Source organism: Peribacillus sp. S4 (assembly GCF_046715815.1).
Lineage (GTDB): Bacteria > Bacillota > Bacilli > Bacillales > DSM-1321 > Peribacillus > Peribacillus frigoritolerans.
On record NZ_CP175708.1, the window covers coordinates 1,679,387 to 1,700,709 of the forward strand.

The 21,323-nt window shown below is 41.3% G+C and carries 22 protein-coding genes; all 22 read left to right on the forward strand.

What is annotated here, in order from left to right:
• Positions 1–2 precede the first annotated feature (2 nt).
• The gene (rimM, locus tag ACJ9PY_RS08150; RefSeq protein ID WP_034313708.1) at positions 3–521 is read left to right on the forward strand and encodes a ribosome maturation factor RimM; all 519 of its coding nucleotides are present in this window, start codon (positions 3–5) and stop codon (positions 519–521) included.
• A complete protein-coding gene (trmD, locus tag ACJ9PY_RS08155; RefSeq protein WP_098865182.1) occupies positions 521–1,255 on the forward strand; it encodes a tRNA (guanosine(37)-N1)-methyltransferase TrmD in 735 nt (244 codons plus the stop codon). Before rimM ends, trmD begins: the two co-directional genes overlap by 1 nt.
• 130 nt (positions 1,256–1,385) lie before the next feature.
• Positions 1,386–1,733, forward strand: a complete 348-nt coding sequence (gene rplS, locus ACJ9PY_RS08160) for a 50S ribosomal protein L19 (protein WP_034313702.1) — start codon at positions 1,386–1,388, stop codon at positions 1,731–1,733.
• A gap of 218 nt (positions 1,734–1,951) precedes the next feature.
• Positions 1,952–2,512, forward strand: coding sequence for a signal peptidase I (gene lepB, locus ACJ9PY_RS08165; RefSeq protein ID WP_034313700.1), 561 nt, complete (start codon positions 1,952–1,954; stop codon positions 2,510–2,512).
• Between the two features lie 17 nt (positions 2,513–2,529).
• Positions 2,530–3,405, forward strand: coding sequence for a ribosome biogenesis GTPase YlqF (gene ylqF / locus ACJ9PY_RS08170; protein WP_411739755.1), 876 nt, complete (start codon positions 2,530–2,532; stop codon positions 3,403–3,405).
• A gap of 155 nt (positions 3,406–3,560) precedes the next feature.
• Positions 3,561–4,343: a ribonuclease HII gene (locus ACJ9PY_RS08175; protein WP_223255880.1), complete on the forward strand. Its 783-nt coding sequence runs from the start codon at positions 3,561–3,563 to the stop codon at positions 4,341–4,343.
• A gap of 14 nt (positions 4,344–4,357) precedes the next feature.
• Positions 4,358–4,918, forward strand: coding sequence for a hypothetical protein (locus ACJ9PY_RS08180; protein ID WP_411739756.1), 561 nt, complete (start codon positions 4,358–4,360; stop codon positions 4,916–4,918).
• A 51-nt stretch (positions 4,919–4,969) separates the two neighbouring features.
• Positions 4,970–6,280 carry a hypothetical protein gene (locus tag ACJ9PY_RS08185; RefSeq protein WP_411739757.1) on the forward strand — a complete coding sequence of 437 codons (1,311 nt, stop codon included), beginning with the start codon at positions 4,970–4,972 and terminating at the stop codon, positions 6,278–6,280.
• Complete coding sequence (locus ACJ9PY_RS08190) at positions 6,277–6,549, forward strand: EscU/YscU/HrcU family type III secretion system export apparatus switch protein (RefSeq protein ID WP_057278413.1); 273 nt, start codon at positions 6,277–6,279, stop codon at positions 6,547–6,549. Before ACJ9PY_RS08185 ends, ACJ9PY_RS08190 begins: the two co-directional genes overlap by 4 nt.
• A 466-nt stretch (positions 6,550–7,015) precedes the next feature.
• The gene (gene sucC, locus ACJ9PY_RS08195; RefSeq protein ID WP_034313681.1) at positions 7,016–8,176 is read left to right on the forward strand and encodes an ADP-forming succinate--CoA ligase subunit beta; all 1,161 of its coding nucleotides are present in this window, start codon (positions 7,016–7,018) and stop codon (positions 8,174–8,176) included.
• A gap of 18 nt (positions 8,177–8,194) precedes the next feature.
• On the forward strand, positions 8,195–9,097 hold the full coding sequence (sucD, locus tag ACJ9PY_RS08200; RefSeq protein WP_057278412.1) for a succinate--CoA ligase subunit alpha: 903 nt from the start codon (positions 8,195–8,197) through the stop codon (positions 9,095–9,097).
• A gap of 118 nt (positions 9,098–9,215) precedes the next feature.
• Positions 9,216–10,082, forward strand: a complete 867-nt coding sequence (gene dprA, locus ACJ9PY_RS08205; RefSeq protein ID WP_411739758.1) for a DNA-processing protein DprA — start codon at positions 9,216–9,218, stop codon at positions 10,080–10,082.
• 265 nt (positions 10,083–10,347) lie between these two features.
• Entirely contained in the window at positions 10,348–12,423 is a 2,076-nt protein-coding gene (gene topA / locus ACJ9PY_RS08210; RefSeq protein WP_034313673.1) for a type I DNA topoisomerase, read from the forward strand.
• A gap of 401 nt (positions 12,424–12,824) precedes the next feature.
• The gene (trmFO, locus tag ACJ9PY_RS08215; protein WP_048684880.1) at positions 12,825–14,132 is read left to right on the forward strand and encodes an FADH(2)-oxidizing methylenetetrahydrofolate--tRNA-(uracil(54)-C(5))-methyltransferase TrmFO; all 1,308 of its coding nucleotides are present in this window, start codon (positions 12,825–12,827) and stop codon (positions 14,130–14,132) included.
• 59 nt (positions 14,133–14,191) lie between these two features.
• Complete coding sequence (gene xerC / locus ACJ9PY_RS08220; protein WP_411739759.1) at positions 14,192–15,094, forward strand: tyrosine recombinase XerC; 903 nt, start codon at positions 14,192–14,194, stop codon at positions 15,092–15,094.
• 20 nt (positions 15,095–15,114) lie between these two features.
• Positions 15,115–15,642 carry an HslVU peptidase proteolytic subunit gene (gene hslV, locus ACJ9PY_RS08225; RefSeq protein ID WP_048684874.1) on the forward strand — a complete coding sequence of 176 codons (528 nt, stop codon included), beginning with the start codon at positions 15,115–15,117 and terminating at the stop codon, positions 15,640–15,642.
• Positions 15,643–15,654: 12 nt separating this feature from the next.
• The gene (gene hslU / locus ACJ9PY_RS08230; RefSeq protein ID WP_076366543.1) at positions 15,655–17,064 is read left to right on the forward strand and encodes an HslU--HslV peptidase ATPase subunit; all 1,410 of its coding nucleotides are present in this window, start codon (positions 15,655–15,657) and stop codon (positions 17,062–17,064) included.
• 108 nt (positions 17,065–17,172) lie between these two features.
• Positions 17,173–17,952 (forward strand): GTP-sensing pleiotropic transcriptional regulator CodY, encoded by a 780-nt coding sequence (gene codY / locus ACJ9PY_RS08235; protein ID WP_057278408.1) that lies wholly within the window; start codon positions 17,173–17,175, stop codon positions 17,950–17,952.
• Positions 17,953–18,956: 1,004 nt separating this feature from the next.
• Positions 18,957–19,277 (forward strand): response regulator, encoded by a 321-nt coding sequence (locus ACJ9PY_RS08240; protein WP_411739760.1) that lies wholly within the window; start codon positions 18,957–18,959, stop codon positions 19,275–19,277.
• A gap of 171 nt (positions 19,278–19,448) precedes the next feature.
• Positions 19,449–19,676, forward strand: coding sequence for a chemotaxis protein CheB (locus tag ACJ9PY_RS08245; RefSeq protein WP_223255881.1), 228 nt, complete (start codon positions 19,449–19,451; stop codon positions 19,674–19,676).
• A complete protein-coding gene (locus ACJ9PY_RS08250) occupies positions 19,669–20,172 on the forward strand; it encodes a chemotaxis protein CheD (RefSeq protein ID WP_411739761.1) in 504 nt (167 codons plus the stop codon). The genes ACJ9PY_RS08245 and ACJ9PY_RS08250 overlap by 8 nt, the downstream gene beginning before the upstream one ends.
• A gap of 126 nt (positions 20,173–20,298) precedes the next feature.
• The gene (locus tag ACJ9PY_RS08255) at positions 20,299–21,063 is read left to right on the forward strand and encodes a FliA/WhiG family RNA polymerase sigma factor (RefSeq protein ID WP_411739762.1); all 765 of its coding nucleotides are present in this window, start codon (positions 20,299–20,301) and stop codon (positions 21,061–21,063) included.
• The last annotated feature ends 260 nt before the right edge of the window (positions 21,064–21,323 follow it).

Here is a 21,323-nt window from a genome sequence, read left to right on the forward strand (position 1 = left end):
GAATGGAAAAATGGTTTAATGTAGGTAAAATTGTCAACACACATGGTCTTTTAGGAGAAGTCCGTGTAATTTCTTCAACAGACTTTCCAGAAAAACGATACAAAGTGGGAAATACTCTGTATCTGTTTAGGGACACGGAGAAAAAACCCTTGCCCCTCATCATCAGGTCGCATCGCACCCATAAAAACTTTAACCTATTGACGTTCGAGAACTATTATAACGTCGGACAGGTCGAGGCATTTAAAAACGGGGTCCTGAAAGTGAAGGAAGCACAGCTTGGTAAATTGGACGAAGGTGAGTTCTACTTCCATGAAATCATCGGCTGTTCGGTATTTACGGATGAAGGAATGGAAGTTGGGGAAATCGTTGAGGTTCTTACGCCTGGTGCCAATGATGTTTGGGTCATTAAGAAAGCTGGCAGTAAGGACATCCTGATCCCGTATATTGAACAAATTGTTAAAGAAGTGGATATTTCCGCTAAAAAGGTCATCATTACGCCGATGGAAGGACTTTTAGACTGATGAAAATCGATGTGCTTTCGCTTTTTCCAGAAATGTTCGAAGGGGTATTTGGTTCGTCAATCTTAAAAAAGGCTGCGGAAAAGCAGGCTGTTAGCTATAAGGTGACCAATTTTCGAGATTATGCAGATAATAAGCATTCGACGGTAGACGATTATCCTTATGGAGGCGGTGCCGGAATGGTATTAAAGGCACAGCCGATCTTTGATGCTGTGGAAGCTCTTAAAGGGCAAGCTGAGCTAACCCCAAGGGTAGTCCTCCTTTGTCCCCAGGGAGAGCGTTATACGCAGAAAAAAGCCGAAGAGCTTGCTGAAGAAGAACATCTCATTTTCATTTGCGGGCATTATGAAGGGTATGATGAGCGCATCCGGGAGCATGTCGTAACGGATGAAATATCTATAGGTGACTTTGTGCTTACAGGCGGGGAATTGGGTGCAATGGTCATTATTGACAGCGTTGTTCGCTTGCTGCCGGGCGTTTTGGGGAATGTTGACTCCCCGATCCTTGATTCCTATTCTTCTGGTTTGTTAGAGCATCCCCATTATACTAGACCTGCAGATTTCCGGGGGATGAAAGTTCCCGATCCGCTAATATCCGGGAATCATAAAAAAATCGATGAATGGCGGATGAAGGAATCTCTGCGCAGAACTTGGATTCGACGTCCGGATTTACTCGATAGTTATGAACTATCGGAAGTTGAAAAAAAATTATTGTCCGAGATTAAAAAAGAAGACTGATGTCTATTGCATCGACGTTTAGAGTATGATAGGATATACCTTGTGACTTGGGCAAAATGCTCAGTCTTATAACGATGTTCCGCTGCAAACAATAAGTATTTGCAAGAGCGTCCAGGAGGAGTTGAAATCGATGCAAAATCTTATTAACGAAATCACAAAAGAACAACTTCGCTCAGATCTTCCATCATTCAGACCTGGTGACACAGTACGTGTACACGTAAAGGTTATTGAAGGAACTCGCGAACGTATCCAGTTGTTTGAAGGCGTTGTAATCAAACGTCGTGGCGGCGGAGTTAGTGAAACTTTCACAGTACGTAAGATCTCTTACGGCGTTGGAGTTGAACGTGCTTTCCCTGTTCACACACCAAAAATTGCGAAACTAGAAGTTATCCGTCACGGTAAAGTACGTCGTGCGAAACTTTATTACCTACGCGAACTTCGTGGTAAAAAAGCACGTATTAAAGAAATTCGTCGTTAATTCTTCGAATATCTTCATGCGGGTTTACCATGATCCACATAAGGTGAATAACCAAACAGTATCATGCAAAAAAAGGGAGCTTGTTTATCAGGCTCCCTTTTTGCACTTTAAGAAACGATGAATGCACATAGGGTGAAAGCTATATAGAATCCTGCTCGCTATAGCGTCTGCAACATGTTAAAATAATTGTTGATATGCTTCAAAAAGGGTGGATAAGGATGGCGAAAAAGAAAAATGAATTGTGGGAATGGACAAAGGCGGTCATAATCGCGGTTATAGCGGCGACGCTGATTCGTTATTTCCTCCTGGCTCCTATTGTTGTGGACGGCAATTCCATGATGCCGACATTAAAGGATACGGACCGCATGATCGTTAATAAAATCTCCTATTCGATTGGCGAACCCAAAAGATTCGACATTATCGTTTTCGAAGCTCCAGAAGGCAAAGATTACATAAAGCGGGTCATCGGATTGCCAGGGGAAAAAGTTGAATATAGAAATGATACTCTTTACGTGAATGGAAAAGCTTATGATGAGCCATACTTGGATGAATATAAAGAACAATTGATTGATGGCGGGGCTTTGACGGAACCTTTTACATTAAGTGATGTCATAGAACAAGGAACGGTGCCTGAAGATCACCTATTTGTCCTGGGGGATAACCGCCGTTTCAGCAAGGATAGCCGCCATATTGGTGTAGGTGTCGTTCCTTACGATAAAGTGTTAGGAAAAACTAAATTAGTTTATTGGCCGATCGAGGACTTTCGATTGGCGGAATAGTAGGAAGGTGGATTCCATTGACAATACAGTGGTTCCCTGGCCATATGGCCAAAGCAAGACGGGAAGTAACAGAGAAATTAAAACTGATCGACATTATCTTTGAACTCGTGGATGCCCGGATTCCGGCATCTTCACGAAATCCGATGATCGACGAAATCATTCAGCATAAACCGAGGGTCATCCTTTTGAATAAAGCTGATATGGCCGATCCGGCAAAAACGAAAATGTGGCTGGAACATTACAAATCGCAGGGGAAAACGGCGATTGCCATTAACTCACAGGCAGGAAACGGTTTAAACCAGATTACAGCTGCATCCAAAAATCTTTTAAAAGAAAAGTATGAGCGGATGGAATCAAGAGGAATAAAGCCGAGAGCGATCCGTGCCATGATAGTCGGCATTCCGAACGTGGGGAAATCGACTTTAATCAATAGACTTGCCAAAAAGAACATTGCCAAAACAGGAAATACACCTGGAGTCACTAAAGCGCAGCAATGGATAAAAGTGGGTAAGGAATTGGAATTGCTCGACACGCCGGGGATTCTCTGGCCGAAATTCGAGGATCAAGAAGTAGGTTTGAAGCTTGCGTTGACAGGTGCGATCAAGGATACGATTTTAAACTTGCACGAAGTCTCATTATACGGCCTTCGCTTTTTGGAAAAAGAATACCCGGAAAGACTGAAATCCCGTTATAACCTGGATGTAATTCCACAGGAAACGCTCGAATTGTTTGATGCTGTCGGAAAGTTCAGGGGCTGTTTAGCATCTGGGGGCTTCATCGATTATGACAAAACCGCAGAGTTGGTCGTACGTGAAATCCGTTCAGAAAAGATGGGCCCGCTTACGTTCGAGGTTCCTTCGGATTATGAAAAGGATGATATCCTCCCCGAATAAGATTAACATTGACTTGAGTGTTGTAATACGGAGCTGGAGTTGGATGTCGAAAAGATTTTTTCTTTTTGATGTCTCTTTTCCGCTCCGTATTTTTGTTTGAACTGTAGAAAGGAAGCAAGACTGCCGATAATTAAAATGATGGGTGATAAAAGATGATAACTGCAATGAGCATTAAGGAAATCTCCTTAAAGTTAAAGACGATAAGAGAGCCTGAAGATTTATTTTTACAGAAATGCCGGGAGGACGGTCGGAAGGGAGTAACCGACTTAGTAAACAAATGGCAAAGAACTTATGAAAAAGAACAACAGGTAAGGGATGCTTTCACGGAAATGACTGAGTTTGAAAGGCAATTAAGGAAACAGGGATTTTCCATTCTCGCTGGCATCGATGAAGTGGGAAGAGGACCTCTGGCAGGACCGGTTGTGACAAGTGCAGTCATCTTGCCTGATTCTTTTTATTTGCCAGGGCTTAATGATTCTAAAAAGATTCCGGAGTCAAAAAGGGAACAGTTTTATGAGATGATTTTTAAGGAAGCGATATCCGTAGGTGTAGGTGTTGTACATAGCGAAGTAATTGATGAAATCAATATATATCAAGCTACGAAAAAGGCAATGGTGGCTGCAGTGAACGATCTGTCAGAACTTCCGGATCATTTGTTGATCGATGCGATGGAACTGGATGTGCCGATTCCCCAGCTTTCGCTCATAAAGGGTGACGCAAGAAGCATTAGCATCTCTGCGGCATCCATAATAGCCAAGGTGACTCGTGATAGGATGATGAAGGAATATGGTGAAAAATATCCGGAATATGGTTTTGAAAAGCACATGGGTTACGGGACAAGCCAACATTTAGAAGCGCTCGACATACACGGGCTTACACCTTGGCATAGAAGAAGTTTTGCGCCAGTTAAGGAAATCGCTGCACGAACGAAGGAATAAGGGGGGGGGGATGGGTGGTGCAATCCATAGCAAGCAGTCAACCCGTAGCTTCACCCATTGAAATAAAAGGAACTGCGAGTTTGAAAAACGGGCAAATCCTTTTCGGGAAGGTAAATAAGGTTTTTCTTAACCAAACGGCCGAGGTACAGTTTGACCATCAAAAAATGGTTGCCACTCTTGATATCCCGCTTCGTACAGGAGTGAAGTATTGGTTTCAAGTGCAGCAGTCAATTGAGGGGTCTGTCGTGTTAAAAGCTTTAGATGCCCCCAATTTGAACGTTTCTGGCTTAAAGGGAACAGTTGCACAATTGATCGCTCACCTCGGCATAAAACCTGAACCGGCCGCAATCAAGCTTGCCGAATACCTGCTGGCAAACCGCCTTCCGATAACCAAGGAGACTTTTCGATCCGCTTTGCAATGGTTAAAAGCTGCTGATGCTGCAGAAGTTGGTCTGCCTGTAATAAAAACAATGTTCATTCAGCAACTGCCTTTTGTAAAAGGTGTATTTGATGCATTATTTACGCAGTCCAAAGGTGAACCTTTTCACAAACTCCTCAGTGGCTTCAGGCAGTAGCTGCAGGATGGTGGGGCAGTAACGGGGACTGCCTCCAAACTAAAGGAGGTATTGGACTCTTTACATGTTGCCAAACAGAACCAGCTTCAACAAATCGGTTTACAAAAACTTGTGACCACTTGGCTGAATTCCGATTCAACGCCAGTAATGAAATCCGGGGCATTTTCCCTGCTTCAAAAGACGGGTTTCGTTCCAAAGGGAATGACTGAATCCGTCTTTCTGGAAAGTTTAGTGGATGGAGCTGAGGTTAGGTCCGGTATTCCTAAAAATTCAGCGATTGATAAATTACACCAAGGATTGCAGCTGCTTTCCGAGGCTAAAGGCGGAGCATTTGCACATGTTGAAGAAATCGAAATGGCTATTAACCGCATATTGAATAGTCATGATCACGAGAAGGCAAAACTGCCGATCGAAATCCACTCGATGCAGAGAAAAAACATTTCTGCAGAAAAACTTACCCCTCTTGCTTTTCATTTACTCCAGAATGCTTTTGCCGAAGCGATAGCTACAAAGGCGGTAGGCGGAAAAATAGAAGTGAATGACCTTATAGGCTACTTGAATATGGACACAGAGCAAGTATCTGAGTCGAAGGGTAAAGCGGCTGAGTTACTGTTTAAGTCGCTTAATGAGCCTCCTGAGGCCCAATATGCTAGGATTAATGAGAAGCTGGTCCTTTCACATGTATTGGCAGCTGATTTTCAATCAATCGATTTTACCAATGGACCTTCTGTCGCACACCAACTGAAAGAAATGACCAAGATCCTTGGACTCCAGCTGGAACATGCACTCATTAATCTTCCAGGAGATGATTTGGCGGATTTCCGCAATGATCTAGAGACACTTAAACCGCTGCTGCTTAAATTGCTGAATGAGCAAATTCCGGCAGCTATCAAGGAGATGGCAGAACAAATCCTGAATCGGATTACAGCGCAACAGATCCTTTCACAGGAAAACGGGCCGATTCAGAATTTACTCCTTACACTTCCACTCAATCTGGGGTCTACTCAAACGGATCTGACGTTACAATGGAGCGGAAGGAAGACAAAAGAAGGCAAAATAGACCCGGATTACTGGCGAGTCCTATTTTATTTAGAATTGGGGCGCCTTGAAGAGACGGTCATCGACATGCAGGTTCAAAACCGAATCATAAAGGTGACGGTCATCAATGGGCATGGTGCAACCCTTGAAGAGGCGGCCGGTCAATATCTTGGCATCCTGAGAGAGAATCTTGGGAAAATGGATTACAGATTATCAGGAGTTTCGTTTGTTAATCCCGTATATGAAAAAGAGCGGGACCTTAGGGGGAAAGCGATTCCTTTTTCGGAAGCGGGTTCATATAGTGGAGTGGATATTCGAATATGATAAAAGATAAACGAAAAGAAGCCATTGCTTTAAAGTATGATCAAAAGACATCCAAAGCGCCCGTCATATTGGCCAAGGGGAAAGGGAAAACGGCTGAAACTATTATGGAAAAGGCCATGAAACACGATATACCGGTCCAAAGGGACGAATCGCTTGCTGCACTTTTAGGTCAATTGGATATAAATCAAACGATTCCGGAAGAATTGTATGGAGCTGTTGCAGAGGTATTTGCATTCATTTATAAAGTTGACAAGGGCATGAATCGGTAGGAGACTAACCATTTGGTTTCTGTTGGTTTATGTAGAATATTAGGGAAATCACTGACGATTTTTCATTATATTAAAAAAATACTAAACTATTTGTTAAAGGACAAGGCCATGGCTTTGTCCTTTTGCTTTTCCTTTGAATCAAGACCAGGTTTTAACAGTAGTTTTTCATGAGGATATCTTTGGATCAAAAGATTGAAAAGGCTTTCATGGAAGTGTTTTTTGATAGAAATATGACTCTATTTGTACTAGAATTGCAGATCCGAAATAAATGGTATTAATAAGAAAAAAACACAACGACGCAGAAGGTTTTTTCTATTTCATTAAAGGGTAAGGAAGTATATTATAATAATATTTCAAAAATTATGTGAAAGAATATTATGCACGAGGGAGAATTTTGTTGTAATATGATAGAGAAAACACGCATTAAATTTCAAAGTTGTTTTTTAGTAGATAAGGAGGATGGGAAATGAATATCCATGAGTATCAGGGGAAAGAGATATTGCGACAATACGGGGTATCCGTTCCAAATGGCCGGGTTGCCTTTACTGTTGATGAAGCAGTTGAAGCAGCGAAGGAGTTAGGTACGGAAGTTGTTGTCGTCAAAGCTCAAATTCATGCGGGCGGCCGCGGTAAAGCCGGCGGAGTCAAGGTAGCGAAGAATCTTGATGAAGCACGTACATATGCAGAAGAGATTCTTGGCAAGACACTGGTGACCCATCAAACGGGACCTGAAGGCAAGGAAGTTAAGCGTTTACTTATTGAAGAAGGCTGCGACATTACTAAAGAGTATTATATCGGGCTTGTCCTTGACCGTGCTACGGACAGTGTCGTATTGATGGCTTCTGAAGAAGGCGGTACGGAAATTGAGGAAGTGGCCGAAAAGACACCAGAGAAAATATTCAAAGAAGTAATCGATCCGGTTGTCGGCCTGACTGGTTTCCAAGCACGGAGGATTGCATTCAATATCAATATTCCGGCTTCACTTATAAATAAAGCTTCTAAACTGATGATTAACCTATATACAGCTTTCGTTGATAAGGATTGCTCAATCGCAGAAATCAACCCATTAGTGGTAACGGGCGACGGCGATGTAATGGCGCTTGATGCTAAATTGAATTTCGATGATAATGCGATTTACCGCCATAAGGACATCGCGGAGTACCGTGATTTGGATGAAGAGGATGCGAAAGAAATTGAAGCATCAAAACATGGCCTAAGTTACATATCGCTTGACGGAAATATCGGATGCATGGTTAATGGTGCCGGGCTTGCTATGGCGACGATGGACATCATTAAACATTATATGGGAGATCCGGCTAACTTCCTTGATGTTGGTGGCGGCGCCACTGAGGAAAAAGTAAAAGAGGCTTTCAAAATCATCCTTTCCGATCAAAATGTTAAAGGCATCTTCGTTAATATCTTCGGAGGAATCATGAAATGTGACATCATCGCTACAGGCGTCGTGGCTGCTGCCAAAGAGCTTGGACTGGATGTCCCTCTTGTTGTTCGTCTTGAAGGAACGAATGTGGACCTTGGCAAAAAGATTCTAAAAGAGTCAGGTTTAAATATTACGGCTGCTGAATCAATGGCAGATGGAGCACAAAAAATAGTATCACTTGTAGGATAATAGGCAGGGGGGAACATAATGAGCGTTTATATTAATAAAGATACGAAAGTGATCGTTCAGGGAATCACTGGTTCAACAGCATTATTTCATACAAAACAAATGTTGGAATACGGCACGAAAATCGTAGGGGGAGTCACTCCGGGTAAAGGTGGAACAGAAGTGGAAGGGGTACCTGTATACAATACAGTTTCCGAAGCTGTCACTGAAACCGGCGCGAGTGCATCTGTTATCTATGTACCGGCACCATTTGCTGCCGATGCAATTCTTGAAGCTGTAGACGCGGAACTTGATCTTGCCATTTGTATCACGGAACATATTCCTGTACTGGATATGGTCAAGGTGAAGCGCTACATGGAAGGCAAAAAAACTCGCTTGATCGGACCGAACTGCCCGGGTGTCATTACTCCTGAAGAGTGTAAGATTGGTATCATGCCAGGGTATATCCACAAAAAAGGCCATGTAGGCGTAGTTTCCCGTTCTGGAACTTTGACGTATGAAGCTGTTCACCAATTATCGCAAGCAGGCATCGGGCAATCTTCGGCTGTCGGTATCGGTGGAGATCCCGTTAACGGAACGGATTTCATTGATGTTTTAAAAGCGTTCAATGAAGATCCGGAAACACATGCGGTGATCATGATCGGGGAAATCGGCGGAACGGCAGAAGAAGAAGCGGCAATCTGGGTGAAGGAAAACATGACTAAGCCAGTTGTTGGTTTCATTGGTGGCCGTACGGCTCCTGCCGGTAAACGCATGGGACATGCTGGTGCCATTATCTCAGGAGGAAAAGGGACGGCTGACGAGAAAATCCGCGTCATGAACGAATGTGGAATTAAAGTTGCCGAAACTCCATCCGTAATGGGAGAAACATTGATTTCCGTTTTAAAAGAAAAAGATATTTACGAACCTTGTAAAACACATTGATTTAAGCTGGGCCGACCTTTTTGTGGGTCGGTCTTTATTTCCTCGAATTTCCTCGGGAGAGACCAAGTACATCACTATCAACCTACCTTTAAAAATATCCGATTAGGGGCGTTTCCGATTGAATAAAAATGAAAAGTTAATCCATCTCCATCATTGCCGCGGAGCAGGATGGAAAACAATCCAAGCAATCATGTCCAAAGACCCATCATTATCTTCCCTGTTCACGACGAATTACGTTGAATGGGCAAAAATGCTCCCTATCCCTTCAAATAAGCTTAACCTCTTTCTCAAAGATTTACATTCACTCCATTCCATTGAAAAACTTAAAAAATACGAAGATAGCCAAATCCATTGTTTGACGATCTTCGATGATGAGTATCCTTTTTTGCTAAAGCAAATATTCGATCCTCCGTGGGTTCTTTATTTTAAAGGTGATAAGAAGCTTTTAACAAAGAAGAATACCCTAGGTGTTGTTGGAACACGCAAGCCAACCTCGTATGGGCTGGAGGCCTTAAAAACGATTCTATTACCGCTTGTACAGAAAAAGTTCGTGATCATAAGCGGAATGGCTGCTGGAATCGATGCAGAGTCACATAACATCACATTAAGGGAAGGCGGAGATACGATCGGGGTTTTAGGCGGAGGGCTTAAGCAAATATATCCGAAATCCAATTTTACCCTTGCTGAAGAAATCATGAATAAAGGCCTGCTTATATCTGAGACTCCGCCGGAAGTGAAGGCGGAACCATGGATGTTTCCACTTAGGAATCGAATCATCAGCGGATTATCACAGGGCGTATTCGTGGTGGAAGCAAAAGAAAGAAGCGGTTCCCTTATTACGGCACAAGCTGCTTTGGAACACGGCAGGGAAGTATTTGCGCTTCCTGGTAATGTTACGAGCCCTGAATCACTGGGTACCAATCAATTAATTTATGATGGTGCCAAACTTGTTTTTAGCTCCAGGCAGATCGAGGAAGAGTTTTGAACAATATAATATAGAAGATAGACGGAGAATCAAACGGGAAAATTGAAAAAATAGGTGCTTTTTTTGAAGGGTGGGTTGAATTATTAGACAAAAAGGTTGAAAATATTGTAAAACTGTTATAAGTTTTGCAAATGGCACCTCTTGTCAAAAAACTAGAAATAAATGAATCAGCATGCTTTGAAAAATAAAGAGGTGTTGACAAATGATTTTTGAATGATTAATAATAGTGAAGATTTATATTACCTCTTTGAGGAGGATTTATTGGATGTCAGAATACTTAGTGATTGTGGAATCGCCCGCAAAGGCGAAAACAATAGAACGTTACTTGGGAAAAAAATATAAAGTAAAGGCTTCCATGGGGCATGTACGCGATTTGCCTAAAAGTCAAATGGGTGTCGATGTTGAACATGAATATGAACCTAAATATATAACTATCCGCGGCAAAGGCCCGGTTTTAAAAGAATTGAAAACCGCTGCAAAAAAAGCGAAAAAAATCTATCTCGCGGCTGACCCCGACAGGGAAGGGGAAGCGATTGCCTGGCATTTGGCTCACAGTCTTGATGTTGACGTTAACTCGGATTGCCGCGTGGTATTCAACGAGATCACGAAAGAGGCTATCAAGGAATCATTTAAATCGCCTAGGCCAATAAATATGAAATTGGTTGATGCTCAGCAGGCAAGAAGGGTCTTGGACCGTTTGGTCGGATACAATATAAGCCCGTTATTGTGGAAAAAGGTGAAAAAAGGCTTAAGCGCGGGACGGGTCCAATCGGTTGCTGTACGGATGATCATTGACCGGGAGAAGGAGATCAAAGATTTTATTCCGGAAGAGTATTGGACAATCAAGGCTGATTTTGTAAAAGGGAAAGAACAGTTTGAAGGTTCTTTCTTCAGCCTTGGCGGCGAGAAGAAGGAATTAAATACCGAAGAGGACGTCAAAAAAGTGCTCGCTTCTTTAAATGGCGGCGAATTTACGATAGGAGCCGTGGCTAAAAAGGAAAGAAGGCGCAATCCAGCAGCACCTTTTACAACTTCTTCCCTGCAACAGGAAGCGGCACGTAAATTGAATTTCCGTGCGAAGAAAACCATGATGCTTGCTCAGCAGCTTTATGAAGGAATCGAGCTTGGCAAGGAAGGTACAGTCGGGTTAATCACTTATATGAGAACCGATTCGACCCGTATTTCAGATAGTGCCAAAGAGGAAGTCCATACGTTCATTCAAAATAATTATGGTAAAGAATATGTTCAGGTCGAGCAGCGCAAGGAGAAAAAACAAACTAATGCCCAGGACGCGCATGAAGCGGTCAGGCCAACAAGCACATTACGTGAACCGGGTGTAGTCAAGGAGTTCTTATCCAGAGATCAATTCCGTCTTTATAAATTGATTTGGGAACGATTCGTTTCCAGTCAAATGTCTTCGGCGGTCATGGATACGATGAGCATCGACCTGCATAACGGGGATGTCATCTTCAGGGCAAATGGTTCAAAAATTAAATTTCCGGGTTTCATGAAGGTATATGTTGAAGGATCCGATGACTCGGTGGAAGAAAAGGAAAATGCACTTCCGGATGTGAAAAAAGGAGATCAATTCTTTTCAAAAGATATCGAGCCGAAGCAGCATTTTACACAGCCTCCGCCCCGATATACTGAAGCCCGTCTGGTCAAGACCCTAGAGGAACTGGGAATAGGCCGTCCTTCTACATATGCGCCTACCTTGGATACGATCCAAAAACGGGGCTATGTTACCTTGGATAATAAACGGTTCATCCCGACAGAGCTTGGTGAGATCGTTCTCGAATTGATACGCGAATTCTTCCCGGATATTCTCGATGCAGAGTTCACTGCCAAGATGGAACAGGAATTTGACAGCGTTGAGGAAGGCAATATTGAATGGATTAAGGTCATCGATGAATTTTATAAAGAATTTGCCATTCATTTGGCCAAGGCCGAAGTCGAGATGGAGAAAATTGAAATCAAAGATGAACCTGCAGGTGAAGATTGCGTGGAGTGCGGACATGGGATGGTCTTTAAGATGGGACGTTATGGAAAGTTCATGGCATGCAGTAATTTCCCGGATTGCCGTAACACCAAACCAATCGTCAAGGAAATCGGGGTCAAATGCCCAAAATGTAAAGAAGGAAATATCATTGAAAGGAAGAGTAAAAAACGACGCATATTTTACGGGTGTGATACCTACCCTGGATGTGACTTCATATCTTGGGATAAACCGCTGCCGCGGAGTTGTCCAAAATGTGAAGGTACACTTGTTGAGAAAAAACTCAAAAAAGGAGTCCAGGTCCAGTGCATGGATTGTGATTTTAAAGAAATGCCCCAAGCATAGAAAAGGCCGTGAAATCGTTTACTTTCCTTGTGAACTATCGATAAACCCTAAATATAAATGGACTCGGCATTTGCCGGGTTTCTTTATGTTCAGGGAAGTATGATATCATGGTGATATGTGGATTTACTTCCAAGAAGAAAATGGATAACACTTGAAACTTTTTTATTTAGGCCATGTGATGTAAAATTCAGTGGACAAGTACATTCTTTTAAAGATATAATTCCTATTTGCGTCCGTTACCCTTTTAGTGAATAAGGATGGCATATCTTTAAAATAATCGTTAGCAGGAATGAGTATTTCGGGTATAAATACATAGATATCGTTAAAAATGAAACTTCTGGAAAGCAGTTTTAATGATAAATGATCCTGTCTTATCATATCTATACATGGAGGTTCGAAAAATGAAAGAAACAAAAGTAAGTGTAATCGGTGCTGGGCTTGCTGGAAGTGAAGCGGCGTGGCAGTTAGCTAAAAGAGGAATTAAAGTCGATCTATACGAAATGCGCCCTGTAAAACAAACGCCAGCCCATCATACCGATAAATTCGCTGAACTTGTTTGTTCCAATTCACTTCGGGCAAATACGTTAACAAATGCAGTTGGTGTATTAAAAGAAGAAATGCGTATACTGGATTCGGTCATCATGTCCGCAGCGGATGCTTGTGCTGTACCGGCTGGCGGTGCATTAGCTGTTGATCGTCATGAATTTGCCGGTCTTGTTACGGAAAGGGTCAAAAATCATCCAAATGTGACGGTCATTAATGAAGAAGTGACGGAAATTCCGGAAGGTCCTACCGTCATTGCAACCGGTCCGCTTACAAGTCAGTCACTATCTGATAGCTTAAAGCAAATCATGGATGAAGAATACTTGTACTTTTATGATGCTGCCGCACCAATTCTTGAAAAAGACAGCATCAATATGGATAAAGTATATTTGAAATCCCGTTATGATAAAGGGGAAGCGGCTTATTTGAACTGTCCGATGACGGAAGAAGAGTTTGACCGCTTTTATGATGCATTGATTGCTGCTGAAACAGTCCCGCTTAAAGAATTCGAAAAAGAAATCTTTTTTGAAGGCTGCATGCCGATTGAAGTGATGGCATCACGTGGGAAGAAAACGATGTTATTTGGTCCATTGAAGCCTGTTGGCCTAGAAGATCCAAAAACGGGAAAACGCCCTTTTGCTGTAGTTCAATTGCGTCAGGATGATGCGGCAGGAACACTTTACAATATTGTTGGTTTTCAGACACATTTGAAATGGGGGCCGCAAAAAGAAGTATTGCAGCTCATACCTGGATTGGAAAATGCGGAAATTGTACGTTATGGGGTCATGCATAGAAACACTTTCATAAACTCACCTAATGTTTTGAAGCCAACGTACCAATTCAAGAATCGCGATGATTTATTCTTTGCCGGTCAGATGACTGGAGTTGAAGGGTATGTTGAATCGGCTGCGTCGGGACTTGTAGCGGGTATCAATGCTGCAAGGATCGTCGAAGGTTTGGAGCCTATCATTTTCCCTGCGGAGACGACGATGGGCAGCATGGCAAGGTACATAACGTCGACTAATGGTAAGAGCTTCCAGCCGATGAATGCCAACTTTGGATTGCTTCCAGACCTTGAAGTGAGAATCAAATCCAAAAAAGAGCGGAATGAAACACATGCTAAACGCGCTTTGGACACAATTCAGAACTTTGTGAAAAATTTGTAAAATATTTGCCTGCTGTTTTAAAGTATGATACTATTTATTAGCCTTTGCGAGGTGTTTCCATGATTAATCAAAAAAAGGCATTATCATCCTTCATCGAATATTTACAAATTGAAAAGAACAGTTCACATTACACCATTGAAAATTACAAACGTGATATTCAGGAATTTTTTCTGTTCCTTAATGAACAGGGGATTGAGGACATCACGTCCGTTGAATATCTTGATGTCCGGTTATATTTAACGAATTTATATGAGAAAAAACTTTCTAAGCGCACTGTTGCAAGAAAAACTTCTTGCTTGCGGAGCCTTTATAAATTTTTACTGCGTGAAGGTGATGTGAAGGATAACCCTTTTTCCCTTGCTTCTTTACCTAAAAAGGATCAAAGACTGCCACGGTTTCTTTATGAGAAGGAAATGAATCAGTTGTTTTCTTCTTTAAAGAAAGATTCACCGATAGGAATAAGGAACAATGCCTTACTGGAATTATTGTATGCTACAGGCATTCGCGTAAGTGAATGTTGTGATATTAAACTGCAGGATATCGATCTTTCCTTGGGGACGGTACTGATCCATGGAAAAGGAAAAAAGGATCGCTACGTTCCGGTTGGTAGATATGCACAGGAAGCGATAGATTTATACATACGTACAGCCAGGATGGAATTGACTTCGTCTGACGCCAAGGCGCATGTTTATTTATTTGTTAATTTTCGTGGAGACCCTCTGACACCTAGGGGAGTTCGCTATATATTGAATGAATTGATTAAAAAGTCAGCCGCAGATGGAAGTCTTCATCCCCACATGCTAAGGCATTCGTTTGCTACACACCTATTGAATAATGGGGCGGACATTCGCACGGTTCAGGAATTGCTTGGTCATTCTAAAATTTCATCAACGCAAGTGTATACGCATGTTACAAAAGACCAATTGAAAAAAGTCTACAATGCATCACATCCGCGGCCTTAAATGTTGAAAGGGGACACTTTATGACAACGATATTTGCAGTGCATCATAAAGGTGAATGTGCCATGTCCGGTGATGGGCAGGTTACTTTAGGAAATTCAGTAGTGATGAAGCATACAGCGAGGAAAGTGAGAAAAATCTTTAATGGTAATGTTCTTGCAGGTTTTGCTGGTTCCGTTGCAGATGCATTCACTTTATTTGAGATGTTCGAAGCCAAACTTGAAGAGTATAATGGCAATCTTCAGCGTGCTGCCGTCGAAATGGCAAAGCAATGGAGAAGTGACAATGTTTTGAGAAAGCTGGAAGCAATGCTAGTCGTGATGGATAAGAACCATTTGCTGCTCGTTTCTGGTACCGGGGAAGTAATTGAACCGGATGACGGGATTCTCGCCATAGGATCGGGAGGGAATTATGCACTGGCTGCCGGCAGGGCATTGATGCGGTTTTCCAGTGACCATTTATCGGCAAAGGAAATCGCTCAATCATCTTTACAAATTGCAGCGGAAATTTGTGTATTTACGAATACGAATATAATCGTGGAAGAGTTGTAAGGAGGAGCGCAAATGTCAAAAAAAGCTAATTTAACACCGAGGCAAATCGTTGAAAAACTGGATCAGTATATCGTTGGGCAGCGTGAGGCAAAACGGGCAGTGGCAGTGGCTCTTCGGAATCGCTACCGACGTTCCCTTCTCTCGGATCAACTTCGTGATGAAGTCGTTCCGAAGAATATATTAATGATTGGACCAACAGGCGTTGGGAAAACAGAAATAGCTCGGAGAATGGCTAAATTGGTAGGTGCTCCTTTTGTAAAAGTTGAAGCAACAAAATTTACGGAAGTCGGGTATGTCGGCCGTGATGTAGAGTCCATGGTTCGTGATTTGGTTGAGACTTCCGTCCGCCTCGTGAAGGAAGAAAAGATGGCCAGCGTAAAGGAACGGGCAGAAGAAAATGCAAATCGCCGCTTAATAGAACTTTTAGTGCCATCAACAAAAAAACAGAGTAATTTCAAGAATCCTCTTGAAGTCTTTTTTGGAGGCAATAACAATCAAGACGAACAGGATTCGGAAGAAAATTCCGAAGATTTAAGTTTGCAGGAAAAAAGAAAAATCGTCGCTGAAAAGCTGGCTAATGGTGAGCTGGAAAGTGAAATGATAACGGTCGAAGTGGAAGAACAGGCTGCTTCGATGTTTGATATGCTCCAAGGTTCGGGAATGGAACAAATGGGGATGAACATGCAGGACGCTTTAGGAAGCTTGATGCCGAAAAAAAGCAAGAAGCGCAAATTGAAAGTAAGTGAAGCGAGAACCGTTTTAACAAATGAAGAAGCGGCAAAATTGATTGATATGGATGAAGTAACTTCAGATGCAGTATACGGGGCTGAGCAAAATGGGATCATCTTCATAGATGAAATAGACAAAATTGCGAGTAAGCAATCTGGAAGTTCATCAGCGGATGTATCAAGAGAGGGTGTCCAAAGGGATATCCTGCCAATTGTTGAAGGTTCGACAGTAGTGACTAAATATGGTTCAGTTAAAACAGATCATGTCTTATTCATTGCTGCAGGCGCCTTTCACATGGCTAAGCCATCCGACCTTATCCCTGAATTACAAGGTAGATTCCCAATTCGTGTAGAATTGAACAAACTGACTGTAGATGACTTTGTACGGATTCTTCATGAACCGGATAATGCCTTGTTAAAACAATATGTTGCTTTATTAGAAACTGAAGGTATAGAAATTGAATTTTCTGACGATGCTGTTCGTAAGATAGCTGAAGTGGCCTTCGAAGTAAATCAAAACACAGACAATATTGGTGCAAGAAGACTTCATACCATTTTGGAACGGTTGCTTGAAGACTTATCTTTTGAAGCTCCGGAAATAACGATGGAGAAGATTACAATTACGCCCCAGTATGTCGAAGGTAAGCTTGGTTCTATCGCCCGGAACAAAGATTTAAGCCAGTTTATCCTTTAATTAAGAGACAATCTTGGCAATGATTTGCCTAAGCAATGAACATAAAATTACGGAAATACAACTTCATAGTTATTGTGAACCATGGTATTTTTAGGAGGAACAAATCAAATGAACTTATTAGCAAAAACAAGAAAAATCAATGCAATGCTCCAAAAAGCAGCAGGTAAAGCTGTTAACTTCAAGGAAATGGCTGAAAGTTTAAGTGAAGTTATCGAAGCGAATGTATTCGTCGTCAGCCGCCGCGGGAAATTACTTGGCATAGCGGTAAGTCAGCAAATTGAAAACGAACGCATGTACAAAATGTTGGAAGATAAACAATTCCCTGAAGAGTACACAAAAAACCTGTTCAATATTCCTGAAACCTCTTCGAATCTTGATATCGAAAGCGAATATACTGCTTTTCCAGTCGAAAACAAAGAGCTTTTCGCAACTGGTTTAACGACGATCGTACCGATTATGGGTGGGGGAGAACGTTTAGGAACATTGGTTCTTGCCCGATTACAAGAAAAATTTCATGATGATGATTTAATTTTGGCTGAATATGGTGCGACTGTAGTCGGCATGGAAATCCTGCGTGAAAAATCAGAAGAGATAGAAGAAGAAGCTCGTAGTAAAGCTGTTGTTCAAATGGCAATCTCCTCGTTATCTTACAGCGAATTGGAAGCAATTGAGCACATTTTTGAGGAGCTTAAAGGTAATGAAGGTCTGCTTGTAGCATCCAAAATTGCAGACCGTGTCGGCATCACCCGTTCAGTTATCGTAAATGCCCTACGGAAACTGGAAAGTGCCGGAGTCATTGAATCCCGCTCACTAGGAATGAAAGGTACTTATATCAAAGTACTGAACGATAAATTCCTTCTTGAATTAGAAAAGCTTAAAAATAATTAACATACTAAAAAAGCAGTCCTTTAAAAAGGGCTGCTTTTTTTGTGGTATTTGGATCTGTTGCTCTCTGGGACTAATAAGCAAAAGCGGGTGAATGTCAGGAGGAGAAAGGAGAAAGAGGTAATTCGAATTAAAGGGAAATGTGTATATAGGTTTGTTTTCTATTAGAATTGAAAAACTAGTTAAACTTTTCTTAAAAAAGATAATTATACTATTATAACTGTTGTAATAGTGAAAATGAACGTTGTTTAAACTTTTGGATTACTAAAACTCTATGGATAACGGGTTTAGCCATTAGGGAATTTTGTCGAATGAATCAGCGTTTTGAAAAAAACGTTTTTTTCAAAAAAAGAAAAAAGGCAGTAAACCTTTGTTCTCTTATAAATCCTTTATTTTAAAGGGTGAAATCAACTAAATTGAAATAATTAATTGAAAGTGAATGTGAAAATTAGTTCTAAAGTATCAGTTATATAGATTTGTTTTTCGATATGATAAAAAAGCTAACAGAAGTAAAATTTGGTTAATATGTAGAATATCGTATTAAAATTTAATATTACGTAATATAACCCTGTAATCATACTAATAAAAACGACAAATTTGAGCAATTTGTGACAATTTTCGACGAGAATAGGTCTAAAGTCTATGTATTGTTTATGGACATAGTTATAATGTTTCTTTAAAATTAAAAACGTAAATACACTGGGTTAATTTGTTGATAATGTAATTATTTGTTAATTATAGAGAGAGGTGATCGATGTGGAGTTATTTTCAAATACTTTTCAATCACCGGAAAATGCCAAATGCCCTTTCTCCTTTTCGATTCTGAAGCCGATGTATCCAAAGCCATTGTGGACATTACTTCGAGATATGCAAATCATTCATTTGGGGTAGAATTGACTTTGCAAAAAAGCCATTTCCTCCAAAATATGAAGAGATATTTTTTTGGAAAGTAGGTCTCCTTTTATGGGTAAAGTTTAAAAGTGCTGATAGTGGACGATTCTGCATTTATGAGAAAGTTAATTTCAGAGTTTTTAGCAGAAGATAGCAGGGTGGAAGTCATCGGGACTGCCAGGAATGGAAGAGATGCCATTAACATTAAAACCCGATGTCGTAACTTTGGATGTGGAAATGCCGATTATGGACGTATTGGAAGCATTAAACCGGATAATGAATGTCCAACCGCTGTAGTCATGTTATCAAGCGCCACGAAAAAAGGAACGGAAAATACATTTGTCGCCATGAACAGTGGAGCCTTTGACTTTGTAGCTAAACCTTCGGGAGCCGTTTCATTGATTTACATAAAATCAAATCAAGAAAGAACTCCATAAAAAAGTTATGGTTGCCAGCAGGGCAAATGTTCACAAACTAGAAAAAAATGCGAAAAATATTGAAAGAAGCCCATTATTTTGGGAAAAATATAGTAAAATAGATTCAACTGGATTGTCAAAAAACGAAAAAAACTAAAAAAATGATCCTATGGATATAAGAAGATAATAGTCATCGGTACATCAACAGGAGGCCCGAGAGCTCTGCAGACTGTCTTGACAGGACTCCCAGTAGAAATTGATGCTCCCATACTCATTGTCCAGCATATGCCCCCCGGTTTCACGAAATCCTTGGCAACACGCCTGAATTTATTCTGCAAGATTAAAGTGAGGGAAGCATTACCTGATCCCGAATTTTTTGATATCATTTTTTCCGCCTTAGGAGTTTCACCTAATGACTGAATCCGTAAAGGTCCAGGTTGTTAAGGTTGGAATAGCGGATATGGATATAATAAAACCTCCCTATACGATTCGTACTTCAGGTTTGGGATCGTGTGTCGGTGTTGTGATTTATGATGAAAAAAAAGAAATCGCAGGTTTGGCCCATATTATGCTTCCAGACTCTTCACTCGCAAAATCGGGACAGATCAATGTTGCCAAATTTGCAGATACGGCGATAAAGGAATTAGTGCAGGTATTAGTCAAAGAAGGCGCAAGAATGCCATACCTCAAAGCGAAGCTGGCTGGAGGAGCACAAATGTTTCCATTTGCCTCCGGAGGGGATTTAATGAGAATCGGACCCCGGAATGTGGAAGCTGTCCGGAAAGAGTTATCTGACTTGCGGATTAGAATCGTTGCCGAAGATGTTGGCGGGAATAGCGGAAGAACGATTGAATTCAATTTAAATGATTGTCTGCTAAATATACGGACCGTTACAAAAGGGACTAAAAACATATAGGATCGGATTTGGCTTTTGAAAAGCCAAAAATATGACAGGTACATTTGCAACCGGATCATTATTGCATGTATGGCTTTAAGGGCCGTATTGATCACAAATCGTATAACAATGTTAGGAGGATGTCCAATGTCTCATCTGACCATCGAAGAAGAGCAGTTATGTTGGAAAAATTGGGTGGATTGCAGAGATCCGCTAGCCGGGGACATTTTGGTAAAGAAATACATACCTCTCGTATCGTACCATGTTCAACGTATTTCAGTAAGTCTTCCTAAAAATGTGAGCCGGGATGATATAAGGAGTTTAGGGATGATGGGGTTATTCGATGCCCTGGAACGTTTTGATACGAAGCGTGACCTCAAGTTTGACACATATGCATCATTTAGAATTCGTGGTGCCATTTTAGATGGATTAAGAAAAGAGGATTGGCTTCCACGGAGTGCAAGAGATAAAGCCAAGAAAATTGAATCTGCAATAGAGAAGCTGGAGCAGCAATACATGAGGAACCTTTCGCCAACTGAGATTGCCGCTGAATTGAATATTCCGGAAGATGAAGTATATGCTGCATTAAATGAGAATTTCTTTGCCAATGTACTATCGATGGATGAAAATCCCCAAGAGGACGATAAAGAAAGCGCGAATTTTCATATTAAAGATGAAAAGGCGGATTTACCTGAGGAACATGTGTTAAGGGACGAACTGTATGAGGAATTAGCCAAAGTCATTGAAACCCTAAATGAAAAAGAACAGTTGGTTTTACAGCTTTTTTATAAAGAAGAACTGACGTTAACCGAAATCGGACAAGTGATGGGTCTATCTACGTCACGGATATCCCAAATTCACTCGAAAGCGATTTATAAATTAAGAAACACGATGCAAGATCAAAAGATTTAATGAAGATACTTCCATTGAAGAGGGCTATGGAGTCTGGAAGGCATTAGGGATTCCTATTGAACGAAGAAAGCCCTGTAAATCAACTTGATAGAATTTTTGCGGATACCTGCATCAATAAATGATTCGAAATCACAGAATGTTCGAACTGTACTTTGTCAAGAAGAGAATAGGGAAAGTACTCAAGAAAAAACAACAGTGAAAAAAGATCCCCATCCGTTTAAAGGTAACAGGATTGACTATTCCGGTTAATTAGGAGGCAG

Coding starts and splice junctions, on each gene's coding strand:
- trmFO (WP_048684880.1), top strand. CDS start 12,825: ATGAAAGAAACAAAAGTAAGTGTAATCGGTGCTGGGCTTGCTGGAAGT.
- ACJ9PY_RS08240 (WP_411739760.1), top strand. CDS start 18,957: ATGAGAAAGTTAATTTCAGAGTTTTTAGCAGAAGATAGCAGGGTGGAA.
- codY (WP_057278408.1), top strand. CDS start 17,173: ATGAACTTATTAGCAAAAACAAGAAAAATCAATGCAATGCTCCAAAAA.
- ACJ9PY_RS08190 (WP_057278413.1), top strand. CDS start 6,277: ATGATAAAAGATAAACGAAAAGAAGCCATTGCTTTAAAGTATGATCAA.
- rimM (WP_034313708.1), top strand. CDS start 3: ATGGAAAAATGGTTTAATGTAGGTAAAATTGTCAACACACATGGTCTT.
- hslV (WP_048684874.1), top strand. CDS start 15,115: ATGACAACGATATTTGCAGTGCATCATAAAGGTGAATGTGCCATGTCC.
- sucC (WP_034313681.1), top strand. CDS start 7,016: ATGAATATCCATGAGTATCAGGGGAAAGAGATATTGCGACAATACGGG.
- topA (WP_034313673.1), top strand. CDS start 10,348: ATGTCAGAATACTTAGTGATTGTGGAATCGCCCGCAAAGGCGAAAACA.
- xerC (WP_411739759.1), top strand. CDS start 14,192: ATGATTAATCAAAAAAAGGCATTATCATCCTTCATCGAATATTTACAA.
- trmD (WP_098865182.1), top strand. CDS start 521: ATGAAAATCGATGTGCTTTCGCTTTTTCCAGAAATGTTCGAAGGGGTA.
- ACJ9PY_RS08250 (WP_411739761.1), top strand. CDS start 19,669: ATGACTGAATCCGTAAAGGTCCAGGTTGTTAAGGTTGGAATAGCGGAT.
- lepB (WP_034313700.1), top strand. CDS start 1,952: ATGGCGAAAAAGAAAAATGAATTGTGGGAATGGACAAAGGCGGTCATA.
- ACJ9PY_RS08255 (WP_411739762.1), top strand. CDS start 20,299: ATGTCTCATCTGACCATCGAAGAAGAGCAGTTATGTTGGAAAAATTGG.
- rplS (WP_034313702.1), top strand. CDS start 1,386: ATGCAAAATCTTATTAACGAAATCACAAAAGAACAACTTCGCTCAGAT.
- sucD (WP_057278412.1), top strand. CDS start 8,195: ATGAGCGTTTATATTAATAAAGATACGAAAGTGATCGTTCAGGGAATC.
- hslU (WP_076366543.1), top strand. CDS start 15,655: ATGTCAAAAAAAGCTAATTTAACACCGAGGCAAATCGTTGAAAAACTG.